This window comes from Paenibacillus germinis (genome assembly GCF_013141785.1).
Classification (GTDB): domain Bacteria; phylum Bacillota; class Bacilli; order Paenibacillales; family NBRC-103111; genus Paenibacillus_E; species Paenibacillus_E phytorum.
In genome coordinates, this window is record NZ_WHOC01000073.1 from 38,122 (window position 1) to 53,297 (window position 15,176).

15 protein-coding genes are annotated in these 15,176 nt (G+C 47.3%); 8 read left to right on the top strand and 7 right to left on the bottom strand.

Features of this window, described 5'->3' with window-relative positions; all coding sequences use genetic code 11:
• Positions 1 to 19: 19 nt before the first annotated feature.
• Both GC102_RS14650 and GC102_RS14655 read right to left on the bottom strand, forming a co-directional pair.
• On the bottom strand, positions 20 to 1,390 hold the full coding sequence (locus GC102_RS14650) for a sigma-54-dependent transcriptional regulator (RefSeq protein ID WP_171690198.1): 1,371 nt from the start codon (positions 1,388 to 1,390) through the stop codon (positions 20 to 22).
• Positions 1,383 to 3,014, bottom strand: a complete 1,632-nt coding sequence (locus GC102_RS14655) for a transporter substrate-binding domain-containing protein (protein ID WP_171690199.1) — start codon at positions 3,012 to 3,014, stop codon at positions 1,383 to 1,385. Before GC102_RS14655 ends, GC102_RS14650 begins: the two co-directional genes overlap by 8 nt.
• A gap of 217 nt (positions 3,015 to 3,231) precedes the next feature.
• Here GC102_RS14655 and GC102_RS14660 point away from each other — a divergent pair, with 217 nt between their 5' ends.
• The 5 genes from GC102_RS14660 (at position 3,232) to GC102_RS14680 (ending at position 7,894) form a co-directional block, all read left to right on the top strand.
• Positions 3,232 to 4,128: a DMT family transporter gene (locus GC102_RS14660; RefSeq protein ID WP_171690252.1), complete on the top strand. Its 897-nt coding sequence runs from the start codon at positions 3,232 to 3,234 to the stop codon at positions 4,126 to 4,128.
• A gap of 443 nt (positions 4,129 to 4,571) precedes the next feature.
• Entirely contained in the window at positions 4,572 to 5,405 is an 834-nt protein-coding gene (locus tag GC102_RS14665) for a transporter substrate-binding domain-containing protein (protein ID WP_171690200.1), read from the top strand.
• A 19-nt stretch (positions 5,406 to 5,424) separates the two neighbouring features.
• A complete protein-coding gene (locus GC102_RS14670; RefSeq protein WP_171645718.1) occupies positions 5,425 to 6,102 on the top strand; it encodes an amino acid ABC transporter permease in 678 nt (225 codons plus the stop codon).
• Positions 6,099 to 6,905 (top strand): amino acid ABC transporter ATP-binding protein, encoded by an 807-nt coding sequence (locus GC102_RS14675; RefSeq protein ID WP_171690201.1) that lies wholly within the window; start codon positions 6,099 to 6,101, stop codon positions 6,903 to 6,905. The genes GC102_RS14670 and GC102_RS14675 overlap by 4 nt, the downstream gene beginning before the upstream one ends.
• Positions 6,902 to 7,894: an agmatinase family protein gene (locus tag GC102_RS14680; protein ID WP_246320923.1), complete on the top strand. Its 993-nt coding sequence runs from the start codon at positions 6,902 to 6,904 to the stop codon at positions 7,892 to 7,894. The genes GC102_RS14675 and GC102_RS14680 overlap by 4 nt, the downstream gene beginning before the upstream one ends.
• A gap of 153 nt (positions 7,895 to 8,047) precedes the next feature.
• Here the strand turns inward: GC102_RS14680 and GC102_RS14685 are convergent, their stop codons facing one another.
• The 3 genes from GC102_RS14685 to GC102_RS14695 form a co-directional block, all read right to left on the bottom strand.
• Positions 8,048 to 8,356, bottom strand: a complete 309-nt coding sequence (locus tag GC102_RS14685; RefSeq protein WP_171690202.1) for a hypothetical protein — start codon at positions 8,354 to 8,356, stop codon at positions 8,048 to 8,050.
• A 71-nt stretch (positions 8,357 to 8,427) separates the two neighbouring features.
• Positions 8,428 to 9,618 (bottom strand): oxalate decarboxylase family bicupin, encoded by a 1,191-nt coding sequence (locus tag GC102_RS14690; protein WP_171690203.1) that lies wholly within the window; start codon positions 9,616 to 9,618, stop codon positions 8,428 to 8,430.
• Positions 9,619 to 9,830: 212 nt separating this feature from the next.
• The gene (locus GC102_RS14695; RefSeq protein WP_171690204.1) at positions 9,831 to 10,427 is read right to left on the bottom strand and encodes a TetR/AcrR family transcriptional regulator; all 597 of its coding nucleotides are present in this window, start codon (positions 10,425 to 10,427) and stop codon (positions 9,831 to 9,833) included.
• 200 nt (positions 10,428 to 10,627) lie between these two features.
• On the opposite strand from GC102_RS14695, the gene GC102_RS14700 reads away from it, so the two are divergent.
• Positions 10,628 to 11,386 carry an MBL fold metallo-hydrolase gene (locus GC102_RS14700; RefSeq protein ID WP_171690205.1) on the top strand — a complete coding sequence of 253 codons (759 nt, stop codon included), beginning with the start codon at positions 10,628 to 10,630 and terminating at the stop codon, positions 11,384 to 11,386.
• A 209-nt stretch (positions 11,387 to 11,595) separates the two neighbouring features.
• Entirely contained in the window at positions 11,596 to 12,210 is a 615-nt protein-coding gene (locus GC102_RS14705; protein ID WP_171690254.1) for a transcriptional regulator, read from the top strand.
• Between the two features lie 270 nt (positions 12,211 to 12,480).
• Here GC102_RS14705 and GC102_RS14710 read toward each other — a convergent pair whose 3' ends face one another.
• Positions 12,481 to 13,713, bottom strand: a complete 1,233-nt coding sequence (locus tag GC102_RS14710) for an alpha-L-fucosidase (RefSeq protein ID WP_171690206.1) — start codon at positions 13,711 to 13,713, stop codon at positions 12,481 to 12,483.
• Positions 13,714 to 13,843: 130 nt separating this feature from the next.
• On the opposite strand from GC102_RS14710, the gene GC102_RS14715 reads away from it, so the two are divergent.
• Positions 13,844 to 14,668 (top strand): AraC family transcriptional regulator, encoded by an 825-nt coding sequence (locus GC102_RS14715; RefSeq protein ID WP_171690207.1) that lies wholly within the window; start codon positions 13,844 to 13,846, stop codon positions 14,666 to 14,668.
• Between the two features lie 59 nt (positions 14,669 to 14,727).
• On the opposite strand, the gene GC102_RS14720 is transcribed toward GC102_RS14715, so the two are convergent.
• Complete coding sequence (locus GC102_RS14720) at positions 14,728 to 15,174, bottom strand: hypothetical protein (protein WP_171690208.1); 447 nt, start codon at positions 15,172 to 15,174, stop codon at positions 14,728 to 14,730.
• Positions 15,175 to 15,176 lie beyond the last annotated feature (2 nt).

Consider the following 15,176-nt stretch of genomic DNA (forward strand, 5'->3'; position numbering starts at 1 on the left):
CAAAGGACAATCCCACAAGCTATGGGAATGATCCTTCCTCCTTATATTTAGACATCTTGTCTCGCAGCGTACGTTCGCCGATATCCAGCATATCGGCTGTTTTGCGTCGGTTTCCGCCAAGCTCCCGAAGCGTTGCCAATATGAGCTTTCTCTCCGCCTCTAGGGCGGTATCGCCCACATAAACGGGAACGAGCCGGCCGTCTGCGATTTGCCCGCGCTGTGGCTGAAGGTCCATCGGCATATCTCGGATCGTCAAATGTTCGCCGTCCGCGAGTGCGATAGAACGCTCGATAATGTTTTGAAGCTCCCTCACGTTGCCGGGAAAAGGATAGTCGTTCAGCAGATTGAGCGCTTCCTGCGAGATGCCCTTTATTTGCTTGGACATTTTTCCGCCGATTTTGTCCATAAAATGCCGGATTAGCAGCGGGATATCTTCCTTGCGCTCGCGGAGCGGCGGAACCTGGATCGGAATGACGTTCAACCGATAATACAAATCTTCCCTGAACTTGCCCTGCTGCACTTCTTTCTTCAAATCCCGGTTCGTTGCGGCAATAATCCGAACATCGATCCGCTTCTCCTTATGCCCTCCGATTGGCGTTACCGCCTTCTCCTGCAGCACCCGCAGCAGCTTGCTTTGCAACCCGATATCGAGCTCACCGATTTCGTCGAGGAACAAGGTGCCCCCGTCTGCTGTCTCGAAAATGCCAGCTTTGCGTACATTCGCGCCTGTAAACGCGCCTTTTTCATAGCCGAACAGCTCGGATTCCATCAAATTGGCGGGAATGGCGGCGCAATTAATCGTGGAAAACACCTGCTCCCGCCGCTCCCCTGCAAAATGAACGGCACGGGCGACCAGTTCTTTTCCCGTCCCGCTCTCCCCCAGGATCAGAATGCCAGAATCGATGTTCTTCACTTTATCGATAAGGGCAAATACGTGCTTCATCCGATCGCTTTCGCCGATCAGACCGTGCACGTCGTAGGCTTTGCGGATTTCTCCGTCCAACCATTCCACTCTTGATTGAAGGTGATACTGCTCCTGCGCTCTGCCGCACAGCACTTTGAGCTCCTCCATATCGATCGGCTTCTGCACATAATAGAAAGCGCCGAGCTTCATCGCCTCAACAGCGGAAGCGATGCTGCCGTACGCGGTCATCATGATGACGACCGTCTTAGGTGACATTTGCTTGACCGTCCGCAGCACCTCGATGCCGTCCCTCATGCCAATTCGCAGATCCAAGAGCACGATCGCAAACGAAAGATGCGCGAACAAAGCGACCGCCTCGTCAGGATCAACGGACGTATACACTTGATAATCGTCTTCCAAAATAAACGACAACGATTTGCAGATCGAGATTTCGTCATCAATAATAAGCAAATTCGGTTTATGCATGTTCGCTCTCCCCCTGCTCGCCCGGTAATTTCAGCGTCACCTTGGTTCCGGTTCCCTTCTTGCTCTCCACTTCGATCCCCCCGTTGTTCTCGGCCATCAGCCGGTAGCAAATCGACAGCCCAAGTCCGACCCCTCCGGCTTTTCGCGTAAAAAAAGGTTCATAAATGTTTGCCAAGTCCCGGGGATCGATGCCTTCGCCGGTATCTTCAATCGTCATCATGACATGGGGACCATCGCTGTAAGCCGTTATCTGCAAATGCCCACCGTCCTCCATCGCATCGATCGCATTTTTGAACAAATTGATCAGCACCTGCTTGATTTGCTGGGCATCTGCCCAAACAACGCAAGACTCCGGCACTTCAAGCCGGACGACGATACGTTGATTCTCGAAAAGTTGATGGAACAGCAGCACGACGGCTTGAACGGTTTCACTGATAGCAAAAGTCGTTTTCTCAGGCGGCTTGTCACGAGCGAAGTCCAGCAATTCGCCGACGATCCGGTTCAACCGCATCACTTCCCCAGTTACGTGCTGTGCAAAAAACTCGCGGTATTCCTTGTTTTCGTATTTGGTAGGCAGGAGCTGGGCATAGGATAAAATGGACGTAATCGGATTGCGGATTTCGTGGGCTATCCCTGCGACTAATTGACCTAACGATTGCATCCTATCTTTACGCGCAAGCTCGTCCAGTGTTTTTTTGTAAGTGTCGACGCGCTTCTTCAATTCTTTCTTCAACGTAAAATTCCACCATAAAATGATGAGCAGCACGCAGGTTATCGCGGTCAGGCCGATGATGAAATAAGTAAGCAGGCCGCGGATATTGCGAGTCGACGGATAAATGTATTCGCCGAACCATTTGCGTTCGATTTTCGGGTACGTACCGTTTGTTTTAATTTTCCGCAGCCCTGCGTTGATCGGCTCAAGCAGCTGTTCGTTCCGCTTCAGGACGACCATGCCATAGTTGGTAGGCGAAATCGGATCTCCGACGAGCTTCACCTTGTCCTGTTGACCATCCGATTGCAGCAAATATTGACCTGTAATTTGATTGCCGATAACAGCGTCCACTTTGTGCTCTAGCAGCATCTGGATTGCCTCTTCCTGATTTTCCCCAGCAAGTACGACGGCATCAGGAAGCCGTTGTAGTGCTTCCCCGCTAATATCGCCTTCCTGAACGGCTATTTTCCGGTGCTGCAAGTCGCCCAGCGAGAACACGGAATAATTGTCCTTCAATACGAAAATCGCCTGCGTACTTGTAAAATACGGTTCGGAATAAGCGTATAACGACGCACGCTCCTTACTGTATTTCATCCCTTGGATGGCATCAACTCGACCCGATTCCAACGCCTTCAGCGCTTCGCTCCACGGCATCGGATAGAACTCGAACGTAATCCCGGTTTCGATGGAAAGCGCGTTCATCATATCGACGTTAAAACCTTGAAATGTACCGTTGACCTCGAATTCGAACGGTGGAAACCAGTTATCGCCAGCAACGCGAATCACTTGCCGCTGCTCGGATGGCGTATCATCAGCGGCGCCCGCGAAAAACGGGAAGCAAAAGGTCGCCACAAACATGGCAAACGCTATACAGAGAAGTGGAATGCCAGTAACAAGACCATCTCTGCGCATTATCCTCATCCCCTCTCTATCATGGATAGTCAGTATTATATCTCAATTCGGGAAATTTCACGATTAGCTCCACTACGGCCCGGTCTCTGATGTCCAACGGTTTGCAGAGTGTTGAAGTCAGTAAACAGGTTAAGCTCGTCCCGCCCTGTGCTCCTACCTTGCTCTATTGTATAATAATCGAGACAACAAGGAGGAATTCATCTTGGAAACTAGCAAATTGAAACCGCTGAAAGCTGATCTTATCATGTTATTTGTCACCATATGCTGGGGATCTTCTTACCTATTTATGAAAATGGGCCTAGATTCGATACAGGAGTTTAATTTAATTGCTCTTAGGTTTGGATTGGCCTTTATTCTTGCATCTATCATCTTTTCCCGACACCTGCGGCAGAAGATTAACTTAAAGATCTTACTTTATTCCTTCATCCTAGGCTTTATCTTATTTGCTATATTCACCTTGATTACATTTGGCTTGAAGACAACGACATCTTCCAACGCAGGGTTTTTAATAAGCTTAACCGTTGTTTTTGTTCCTTTAATTAGCACTTTCATCTTCAAAAACAAAATCCCAACAAAAACTATACTCAGCATCATAATAGCAATAACGGGAATTGCATTTCTGACTTTACAATTTCCTCTTACTATGAGTATTGGTGATCTTTTGTGTATAGCGGCTGCATTCTTATATGCCGTTCACATTATTGTGGCAAGCTTCGCTGCACGAAGATTTGATACTCTTAGTCTAGGTATTCTACAGCTAGGATTTACTGGATTGTTTGGTTTCATCTTTTCCATAATTTTCGAAACACCTTCGCTACCAAAAACATCATCTGGATGGTTTGCAATTCTCATGCTTAGTATCTTTTGCAGTTTAGGGTTTGTCTTACAGATTATTGCCCAAAAATATACTTCACCAGCTCGAACGGGGTTAATTTTTTCACTAGAACCTGTTTTTGCAGCTATTTGTGGGTTCTGGTTTGCACAAGAAATCCTTGGCTTTAGAGGATATATAGGTGCGATACTCGTTCTTCTTAGTATTGTTCTAACGGCAGGTAACATTAAATTCACATCATTCCCATCAAAAGCAAAACACTTAAGCAAAGCGAACGAATGAAGAAGTTTACTATGCCAAAAAAGGGGCTGTCCCAAAAGTCTTATTTGGAAAATTCAGCTCCCACTTAGTGAGTTATTGCAGTCTGCCTGCCACTTCCATTGGAAAAATCCAATGGAAGTATGAATTTTGTTCTGAATACCGATTCGAATGCCCCAGATGGTTAATTAGGGGCTGTCCTCAGGTAGAGAGATTTATCTACTTTTGGGACAGCCCCTTTGCTATTAAAACTAAAGTTTGCCTTTGGCTATCAAAGGGGCGGCGAAATCCACCGCATCGGCAAAAACTGCCGCTTTTGTCTCTCCTAGCGAATCCTCTCGTTATCGCCAGGTTTATTTAGAAACCCTTACAAACACTCATGTTTTTCTCTCTATCAAACGGTTGGCATGAAACTTGCTATATATAGAATTGCAGTAACAATTAAATCACAATGGGGGAAAAAAACAATGACTCACCAAATGAAAAAAGTAATGCCTCTCGCGATCTTGTGCGTACTAACGATTCTTGCAACCGCTTGCGGTGGCGGGAAAGCGAATCCCGCTCCGAGCGAACAGGCCAAAACGACGAGTGCATCGGCGAAAGTCAGTACGGACGAAGTGCTGCAAAAAATCGCAAAGAACAAAACACTTACAGTCGGAACGGATGCGACTTTCAAACCGTTCGAATACAAATCGGGTGACAAATACGATGGTTTTGACATCGAGCTCATTCAAGCGGTTGCCAAAGAAATGGGTGCGGATAAAGTGGAATTCGTCGATACGGAGTTCAAGGGGCTGATTCCAGGCTTGCAGGCCAAAAAATTCGACTTGATCGTTTCCGCCATGTACATTACCGACGAACGCAAACAGACAATCGATTTCTCCGACACATACTTCCCGGGCGGTCTGACGATCATGCTCAAAAAGGACAATGACAAGATCAAAGGCATCGAAGATTTGAAAGGCAAGAAAGTAGCTGTGCAAATCGGCACCAAATCCGTCAAATTTTTAGAAGAGAACTACAAGGACATTCCGCTGGTGAAGGTCGAGAAGAACACCGAGATGTTCCTAGAACTCGAAACTGGCAAAGTCGAAGCTGTCGTAACTGGTGGACCTGCTGCCATGACGTACGCGAAAGAAAAAGGCACAATGAAGGTGCTGCCTAAAGGACTGACGCAAGAATTTTATGGGTACGGTATCCGTAAAGATAATCCGGAATTCCAGAAAGCAGTTAACGAAGCGCTCGTGAAAATAAATGCGAACGGCAAATACAACGAAATCTTCAAAAAATGGTTTGAATAACTGGAAATGAGGGTTGACCATGCAGCATCTTGATTTTAGCATCCTAGCGGAATGGCAAAACATTCGTCTCCTTCTGAAGTCTTTATGGTATACGGTTGCTTACACGCTAGCAGGGTTTACGCTTAGCATCGTGGTCGGAACGATCATTTCGTTTGGGCAGATGGCCAAAAACAGACCGATAAGGTTCTTGTCCCTAGCCTATCTCTCCTGGTTCCGGGGAACGCCTCTGCTCGTCCAGCTTTTCCTCTTATACTACGGCTTACCGATCCTGTTCGGTATCGATACGGTCCCGTGGGTGTCTGGCATCATCGCCTTGGCGATGTACGGCGGCGCCTACTCGTCGCAAATCATCCGCAGCACAATCCAATCGATCGATCGGGGACAGATGGAAGCCGGACGATCGATCGGCTTCTCCTACGCGCAAACGATGCGGAAGATCATCATTCCGCAAGCGGTTATCCGGATGCTGGCACCGATGACCAACGAGCTGATTTCGCTGACCAAAAACTCGTCGCTGCTGTCCACAATCACGGTGGTAGAGCTGTTCCGGCAGGCGAACATCCTGATCGCCGATACGTACAAGACGCTGGAATTTTTGATTGCTGTCGCCATTCTTTATTACGTGGTCAACAACATTATCGGACTCATCGGGATGAAGTTGGAGAAACGTCTGAGCACAGGAGATGACATGCGATGATACGAATTAACTGCTTACACAAAACGTTCGGTAACAACCGCGTGCTGCGGGGTGTGGATCTTCAGGTGAATCGCGGGGAAGTCGTGGTCATACTCGGACCGTCCGGTTCGGGAAAAAGCACGCTGCTGCGCTGCATCAACTATTTGGAGACGTTCGAACAAGGGAACGTGTTCATCGAAGGAAAGGCAATCGGCCGTATAACGGCCGGCGGACATTCCCGGGAAATGCCCCAAAACGAACTGAATGCGATGAGGCAGGAAGTCGGAATGGTTTTTCAATCATTCAACCTTTACCCGCACATGACAGTACTGCAGAACATCACGCTGGCCCCAATTTCATTACGCGGCATGAAAAAAGAGGAAGCGGAACAACAGGCGCTCGAACTACTCCGCAAGGTCGGTTTGGAGGAAAAGGCGAATGCCCGTCCATCGAGTCTGTCCGGCGGCCAAAAGCAACGCGTCGCGATTGCCCGCGCCTTGGCGATGAAGCCGAAAGTGATGCTGTTCGACGAACCTACATCCGCTCTCGATCCGGAAACGGTAGGAGAAGTGCTTCAGGTGATGCGCAATCTGGCGCAGGAAGGGATGACGATGATCATCGTGACGCACGAGATGGGATTCGCCCGCGATGTGGCCGATAAGGTTGTAGTCATGGATGGCGGTGTTATTCTAGAAGAAGGAGCGCCTTCGACCATTTTTACGAACCCGTCGCATCCGCGTACGCAAACATTTTTGAGCCAGGTGCTGCAAGCAAATGATCCGAAGCCAGTCACGTCTTCGATTTCAGATAGGAGGCATTCATGATGAAGCAAATCCCTTATTTACAGCGGCCGAGTCTGGTTTACACGCACGGTCAAGGAGATCCTAACGTAACCCGGCTCAGCGATTGGATCACCGAATGGGACGGCGCCGAATCGTTTCACGCTGCCCTTATCGGTGCACCGCTTTCGAAGAGCTCGATCAGCTTCTCCGGCGCTCATATGCATCCGACCGTATTCCGCCAGTTATTCAGCGCGTTCACGACTTATAACTTCGAAGACGATGTGGATTTGCTGCCGCTTCACGTACGCGACCTCGGTGACATCGTCATGCATACGACCGATATTCCGCAATGCCACCATAATATTGAACATGCCTTTGAGGAAGTGGCGAAACGGCTCCCGACCGTCGTTCCGTGTTTAATCGGCGGCGACCATTCGATCACGTATCCAGCACTAACTGGTCTACAACGTGTCCGCGGAGAACGGATCGGACTGATCCAATTCGACGCCCATCTCGATGTGCGCGACACAGCTTCCGGGGGAAGATCGAACGGGACTCCTGTGCGCAGCCTTATGGAAACCGGAGTCTTGCGAGGCGAGGACGTCGTGACAATCGGCCTCCGCAGCTTCGCCAACTCCAAGCAGTATCGCACCTACGCCGAACAACAGGGTGTTACCCTATATACGGCGAAGCAGGTCAGAGAACGCGGCATTCAGACGATTCTAGAAGAAGCGATCGACAAACTTAAGCAGAACGTCGATGTTGTATACGCTACGTTCGACATCGATGTGCTCGATCAGTCGGATGTGCCTGGGGTGCCGGCGATCGGACCGGGCGGCCTTTCGCCACTTGACTTGTTTTATTGCGCAGAGGTGCTCGGAGCGTGGGACCGCGTCATCGCTATGGACATGGTTTGCGTGGACCCGAACCGGGATACGCGAGACCGGACGACGCGGATCAGCATGCACGTACTTTTATACTTTTTAACCGGACTGGCCAAGCGGCTCAGGCTTACACCTGACCATGTTTGATAGAACCCAATGCTACACCATCGCCTTGCTCACCTTCTGCTGGAAGGGAGCTGGCAATTTCCCTTGTATTACATGCAAAAAGACACCTCTAAGGTGTCTTTTTGACTATCATTTCTATTCGCTAATTTTCGCTAAAGCCCCACATTTAATGGTTCAAAAATTCGCATAAGCTAAAAAACCGAGCAAGGGCACGATCCAGAGCAGCGGAACAAAGTTCCAGATCAGCGAAGCCTTATACCTCCGCCGGGAAAAAAGAATCCATCCCGCAATTAGTGCTGCCAGGAGTCCTAACGGGTAAATGACAATATAAGAAAAAATAAGCCAAGTCGTTACATCATTTACCGCATCAGGATGGTCGAACATCATGACCGACATTCCGGCGACAAACAGCCATACAATTACAAACAAGACGTACACGATTTGTGACATGATCAATGTCCAAAGCGTTTTTTTGCGATTCATTCACTTTACCCCTTTTTATTGGTAATTATTACCTCACCTATATTTCGACATCATTTTCAAAACTCCTGTCATTATTTAGGGTAATAAGAAAACCCCGGATATTTGACGACCGGCCATTCCTCTTTACGCAGCGCATCCAATAATTCGGGTCCAACATGCAAATTGTCTCTAACCAAGTTGCGAGGGGTAAGCGCCATCCATTGATTCAATGATACGTCAACAAAACGGTCACTCTTGAATATTTCCAAAAACCATAACGTTTGATTCCCGGTATTCTGAATATAGTGCCCCGTAGCAAATGGTACATAGCCGACATCACCAGCTCTATAATCAAATGTTCGGGCCGTACCATTACCAGCAAATACCGTCATGCGTCCCTGTCCGGTCAGGTAATACTGCCATTCGTCGTTATTCGGATGCCAATGCAGTTCTCTCATTGCTCCCGGTTCAATCTCAACAAGCGCCGCTGCGATATTTTTAGAAATAGGAAAATTAGAAGAGTCCACGATTCGTACGCTGCCGCCAGGTGTTTTGACTGGTGTTTGCGCTAGCAGCTGATGCTTGAAGCTCAGGGGGATGGTTCCGTAAGGGGACTGTACTCTCTCACTTTCCATCGGACCAGGAATTTTGTCTTGATAGATATAAACCTGACCGGAAGGAATGTTATTGAAGGCACTCATGGGTACTCCGAAATTGGCCGAAAGTACATCTTTAGGCGTGTGTGCAAACCAATCGGAAATCGATAAGGTGTTAAGGTCAGAAAAGTTACCATCATCGAAGACGAGCAGGAATTCGCAGTGTTCCAACCCCTGAATGGAATGGGGCAGTCCCGGAGGAAAGTACCACAGGTCGCCTGGGCCAACGTCGGCAATGAAATTTCGCCCCTCTGAGTCGATTGCCGTAATTCGCGCCCGTCCCAAAATCATATAGGACCATTCTGCTTGTTGATGCCAATGCAATTCCCGGACACCACCGGGCGTCAAGCTCATATTTACACCTGCAAGCGTGGTCGCAATGGGCAGTTCCCTGACGGTGATTTCCCGTGACCACCCTCCGTGATTTAACGTCATAGAAGTGTCAGAGAATGAAAATTTCATGTTAGGGAGCAAGCCAGAATCCGTTACAGGCGGAACCAGCATGTCAGGGTTTTCGATATCCCTCATAACATCCCTGGGACCTGTATCCATCCCTCCCGCGCCGTCATTTCGGATGGGCTGAGGCACATTTCCGTACGTACCTTGATTCCGTCTCGGAATTTCCATTTCATTGACTCCTCTCATGGTCCGCGTTCTTTGCATACTCATTCTAAAAGATATATGAGACATAATCTGTGTCAATGACTTTCGTACCACTAACTGCTTATTATAGATGAACAAAAATAAGGACCTGCTTCTGCAGGCCCTGTTTTGGTTTTTAGATACAATAGTAAGAATATGATTAATTCAACCGCAGTGTTAGAAGCTGTTTACACACTTTACTTGATCAGCATCCGATCATCGATATATTGCCTAACATTACTCGCGCAATGTCGAATGTACTTGCTATCATCAAATAATTTGCTCAGCATAACGCCTCCTTCAACCACAGCAATAATATAGCTGCACACCTCTTCAGGATCTATCTCTTTTCTAAATTCTTTATTCTCAATGCCTTTGACAATAATCAAGGTTAACCTTTCGATGAAAATTTTCATTGCTTGTTGAGCGCGTTCTTTGAGATGGGGGTGTCCGTCGTCACTTTCAATCGCTGTATTTAATATCGGACATCCTCCTTCCAAGGAGTTGGTTTCAATGAGATCGATATAAACCTTGCATATGGCCAACAGTCTCTCTTTGGAGTTGGATGCATTCTCTAGTGCTTTGGATAGGTGCCCTAGAATTTGCGAAAAAGAATAATCAAAGGCCGCAAGAGCAATTTCATCCTTATTTTCAAAATGATTATAAATCCCGCCTTTACGTATACCGCAACGCTCTATAATTTCAGATAGGGAAGCACCTGTATATCCCTTTGTATTAAACAAACCAGCAGACTCGCGAATGATATGTTCTTTCGTTATTTGGCCCTTACGCATGGTACAACCTCCAATCAAAAAAGTACCGTTTGGTCTTAAAATAGCATACTACTTTTTGAAAAACAATCCAAATTACATAAGATTCGCAAAGCAAGGTGGAAAAAACTTCTTGCAGAATACTTATCGCTGTGTTAATTTAAAACAGACCGGTCGGTACTTTATTTGAAGTGCGATATTCACAAAATCAGGAGATGATAGCCATGTCTTTTTCTATTCAACATATCCGTAACGCAACCTCACTTGTTACAATGAATGGCAAAAGATTTCTTGTCGACCCTATGTTAAGTGATGTGGGACAGCTCCCTCCAGTTCCTTTTACAAGGACTTTACGTAGAAACCCCTCCGTACCTCTCCCTGTAACGTTAGATACTTTTGATAATATCGATGCTATTCTACTAACTCATTTACACTTTGATCACTTCGATAAAACAGCAAAGACCGTTCTAAACAAGAAGGTCCCCGTCTTTTGCCAACTTGCTGATCAAAAATATATTAAATCCTGTGGTTTCTTTAACGTTTATCCAATAGATGATACCCATCAATGGTGCGGAATTGATTTCAGGAGAATTAGTGGCCAGCACGCAAAGGGAATCGTATCTAAACTGCTTGGTCCAGTTTCCGGATATATTCTGAGTACTTCAGATGAGGACTCCTTGTACATAGTAGGAGATTGCATTTTTACTGATCAAATCAACCAAGTTTTCAAGCAGTACCAACCTAGGGTTTGTATCTTAAATACACCAAGGGCTCAGCTGCTGTTGGGATCTATTATCACTATGACCCCTCAAGATATCATTAAAGTCTTACAGGTATCTCCCTCGTCTAAAATTGTAGCCGTGCATATGGATGCAATTAGTCACTGCACGTTAACAAGAAAGGATCTTTTTACGTATCTAGAGAAACAAAGCGCGTTAGATTCGGTGTTTATCCCCCAAGATGGCGAGTTCATTTATTTTTGAATGACCTTCTGCATGCTCCCCTAGCGATGGACAATTATTTGCTATATACTGGTTGTAAAATGGTCGTGAAGCACACGCCGCTCTTAATCTCATGAAGCGCTAAGTAGATTTGTTACTTTGCGTTCGTGGATTGGAGCGGCGTTTTTATTTAGGACCGGTACGATGGAGGATGATATGGTTTGAAATTTGAACAAGCATTTGAGCAGTTTATGCAGCAGCAGGTGGAAGAAGAAGCGAACGGGAGAAGACGGGAACGTCTGGAAAAGGGACTAGGCCACGCGGAGACGGAATTTCTGCGCACGATTTGGTACCCCGTCGTCGGGAACTTTCATCATCTTTACCCCGAATGGGAGGTGCGCGACTTCTCCAATGGGTATCGATATTTAGATCTTGCCTACATGCCCGGTGATGCTAAAGGTGTCATTGAAGTGCAAGGCTTCGGCTCTCATGCTCGCGATATCGAAGCATGGCGATTCAAGGACCTATGCTTGAGGCACAGTCACCTTGCATTAGACGGATGGGTAGTTATACCGATCGCCTATTCATCGATAACCGATACACCGAAACAATGCCAGCAGCTAGTGCTTTCCTTAATCGGAAAATTCGTATCAACGGGCGTGCCTAAGGACTTGTCGTGGCTGGAAAGCGAAGCTTTGCGGTTTGCTCGAAGGCTGCTTCGCCCCCTTACCCCAGCTGAGTTGGCGGATCACCTTAATGTCACCACGAGACATGCGAGAACGCTCCTTCGTAATCTAGTAGACAAGCAGATGCTGGTTGTCATAAGTGGTAAGGAGCGAATTCGGACATATAAGCTGCTAATCTAGGCTGGCGGGGAACGAGGAGCCTCTATTTCAGCGATTATGCCGATATGGGGCTTGTACGCGGAACGTAGCGGCGCTATTTTGGTGTTTTGCGGCTTTTACAGCGCGAAAACGGGAGAATAGCGGCTCCTCGTTCCGCGAAAACGAGAAATAAGCCGTTTCGAGCAAAATAGGGTCTCTACGTTCCGCGAGCATAATGGTAGTGCCGGGGAGGACTGAGCACGGGCCTTAGAGCTGGGCAGCACAATCCCGCATCGATTTTTACTTGTTCTATCAGCAATTATAACCCGCAAAACTCCGTATCAGGGCTTTGTCTACGCTAGCCGTAACTCGAAGCCGCAGCTGCTTGGTACGGACCGTTTCAAACTGGTCGATTTTCTTGTGACCGACGGCACTTCCTTTGACTAGTTCTATCCATTGCCCTTGCTGCTCTGCCTCGAGCACGTAAGAGTGAATGCGTTCGCCGTGGGCAATATCTTCCATTAAAATCACGTGATTGACATCGGTTTCCGCCTCAAACGACAATAGTACAGCATCTCCCTCTCCATCCGTCGCGGAAATGGGGTTAGAGAATCTTCTCTTGATTTCGCCTGTGAATTCAATCAGTCGATTAACGTCCGCCTCAGGCAAGAGTCCCCGGTTATCGGGGGCCAAATTTAGCAAAAGCGTGCAGCCATGTCCAACTGAGCGATAGTAAATATCGAGTAAGTTGTCCAGCGAGCGAAGTGTGTGTTCGTCATTCGGATGCCAGAACCAGCGATCCTTGCGGATCGGCACATCGCACTCGGCGGGCACCCATGCCGGGGTTTCTGGCAGCCATGCCGCCATATCTTGCGTATACATGCTTAGCTTGGCGGATTCAGCCGTGTTCCAGCACGGATAAGGTGCAACGCCATCCTCATTGCCTACCCATCGGATCGTCGGCGCCCCCATGTTGAAAACCATCGCATCCGGTTGATACTGCTTCACTAATCCCATGATGCGTCTCCAGTCGTATTCCCTGCCATGAGAACCGGCCCCGTCGAACCAAAGCTCGACAAGCGGCCCGTATTGCGTAAGCAATTCCGTCAGCTGGGCAGCATAAAAATCGTCATAAGCCTCCTTGTCCGGATAACACGGTTCATGCCGATCCCACGGCGACAAATACAGACCAAAACGGATACCCTCCTGCTCACACGCACTCGCAACTTCACGAACGACATCGCCTTGTCCATTTTTCCAAGGGCTCGATTTAATAGAATAATCGGTCGTTTCCGTCGGCCATAAACAGAATCCATCATGGTGCTTGGCCGTTAAAACAAAATAAGCGGCTCCCGCTAGTTTGGCTGAGCGAACCCACTGCAGAGCATCAAACTGCGTCGGGTTAAACAATTCCGGGGAATCCGTACCTTCCCCCCACTCCTGATCGCAAAACGTATTGATACCGAAATGACAAAACATCCCAAATTCCAAATCCTGCCACTTAAGCTGCTGCTCCGATGGCTTGGCTAGTATAGTGTGATTCATTATATTAATCCCCTTTCAAACAATGTGATTGATATTTATTGTAAGATGCGGAAAGTGGGAAATGAATATATAATAATAGGAGGTTTTTGCACAATAGTAAGCTATCTTCATGAAAAAGGTGAGTAACAGGATGGATTTGGCTCGTACCTATTTATCGAATACACAGATCCACATGTCGACAGGCGCTCTTACGAGAGTGAGACCTGATTGGGGCGGTACCAACATCATTCAAGGAGAAAACGTTCTCTATTTTTTTCTGGAAGGAGAAGGTTGGCTGAAAATCAATAATATCGAATACTACCCTGTTCCAGGGGAGCTGTTTCTTGTGCCAGCCGGCACGCGTATATCTTGTTCAACCGATGAGAGCAATCCTTTTTTAACATATTGGTGCCACTTTACCGCAACCGTTGGGGAAAATAATTTGTTTGATTTGTTGATCACACCTCATTGCATCGCCATGAGAAATGATGAAACGATAAAAAACCAGTTTCAAGAGCTGATTACCCAGCATGAAAGCGATGGACTAGCTGCGCCTTTTATTGTCAAATCGTTATTATTTCACTTGATGTCACGGTTCATTGAACGATCCACGGTAGATCCGCTGCAAACGGCATCGATTCCTTCCGTCCATAAACTGTATATCGTACTGCAATATATCGAAAAACACCTGACTGAGCAAATGACAGTAGACATGTTGTCCCAACTCGTCCACTTTCACCCGAAGTATTTTTTGCACTATTTCAAATCAATGCTCGGCGTCTCACCTATCGTCTACATCAATAAAAAGAGAATGCAAAAGGCTAACTCCCTGCTCCTCCATTCGGATATGACCATCGCCGAAATAGCCGAACAACTGGGCATGCAAACGCCTTATTTATCCCGAATGTTCAAAAGGTTTACGGGCTTTTCGCCGAATGAATTCAGGCAGCAGCATAGGATGAGTCAACGTTTATAAGGCAACAAACCAGCAAACTCAAGGGTTTGCTGGTTCTTCTCGCTCTTCTCTAAATGTGCCTATTTTTGTAAAAGCTCAATACGAACATGGTGAAGCCCCTCAACCTCATGAGGCTTCCCTTCAGTTATTGACCAATATTTCGAGACAATCTCCCGCAGTTTGTTCAAGTCCTCCGTACGAAGCTCAACATCTGCCAGATAATCGCCTTCATCTCGCGTCAATCGCTCAACTTCTTTGCCAAATTTAACTCGCAATAAATACCTGATTCCGTTTATGGTATTGTATTTGATTTCATATCCCTCTAGAATCGCTGCTTCAAAGGATGCCCAATCCGCGTTAGCGAATGGAAGCAATTCGCGATAATCAAAATCGCTATTCCCCGAAGCTTGCAGATCAGTGAGGTTTGCACTTCTCACTAGCTCAAGCAGAGCTTGATCGGAAGTTCCCTGAGCTCGAATGCTTTCGATCATCAGTGCATCGTGTTGTGAGATTTTGACAGCAGGCATGT

Coding starts and splice junctions, on each gene's coding strand:
- GC102_RS14670 (WP_171645718.1), top strand. CDS start 5,425: ATGCAGCATCTTGATTTTAGCATCCTAGCGGAATGGCAAAACATTCGT.
- GC102_RS14655 (WP_171690199.1), bottom strand. CDS start 3,014: ATGCGCAGAGATGGTCTTGTTACTGGCATTCCACTTCTCTGTATAGCG.
- GC102_RS14700 (WP_171690205.1), top strand. CDS start 10,628: ATGTCTTTTTCTATTCAACATATCCGTAACGCAACCTCACTTGTTACA.
- GC102_RS14685 (WP_171690202.1), bottom strand. CDS start 8,356: ATGAATCGCAAAAAAACGCTTTGGACATTGATCATGTCACAAATCGTG.
- GC102_RS14720 (WP_171690208.1), bottom strand. CDS start 15,174: ATGCCTGCTGTCAAAATCTCACAACACGATGCACTGATGATCGAAAGC.
- GC102_RS14680 (WP_246320923.1), top strand. CDS start 6,902: ATGATGAAGCAAATCCCTTATTTACAGCGGCCGAGTCTGGTTTACACG.
- GC102_RS14705 (WP_171690254.1), top strand. CDS start 11,596: ATGCAGCAGCAGGTGGAAGAAGAAGCGAACGGGAGAAGACGGGAACGT.
- GC102_RS14710 (WP_171690206.1), bottom strand. CDS start 13,713: ATGAATCACACTATACTAGCCAAGCCATCGGAGCAGCAGCTTAAGTGG.
- GC102_RS14690 (WP_171690203.1), bottom strand. CDS start 9,618: ATGGAAATTCCGAGACGGAATCAAGGTACGTACGGAAATGTGCCTCAG.
- GC102_RS14650 (WP_171690198.1), bottom strand. CDS start 1,390: ATGCATAAACCGAATTTGCTTATTATTGATGACGAAATCTCGATCTGC.
- GC102_RS14665 (WP_171690200.1), top strand. CDS start 4,572: ATGACTCACCAAATGAAAAAAGTAATGCCTCTCGCGATCTTGTGCGTA.
- GC102_RS14675 (WP_171690201.1), top strand. CDS start 6,099: ATGATACGAATTAACTGCTTACACAAAACGTTCGGTAACAACCGCGTG.
- GC102_RS14715 (WP_171690207.1), top strand. CDS start 13,844: ATGGATTTGGCTCGTACCTATTTATCGAATACACAGATCCACATGTCG.
- GC102_RS14695 (WP_171690204.1), bottom strand. CDS start 10,427: ATGCGTAAGGGCCAAATAACGAAAGAACATATCATTCGCGAGTCTGCT.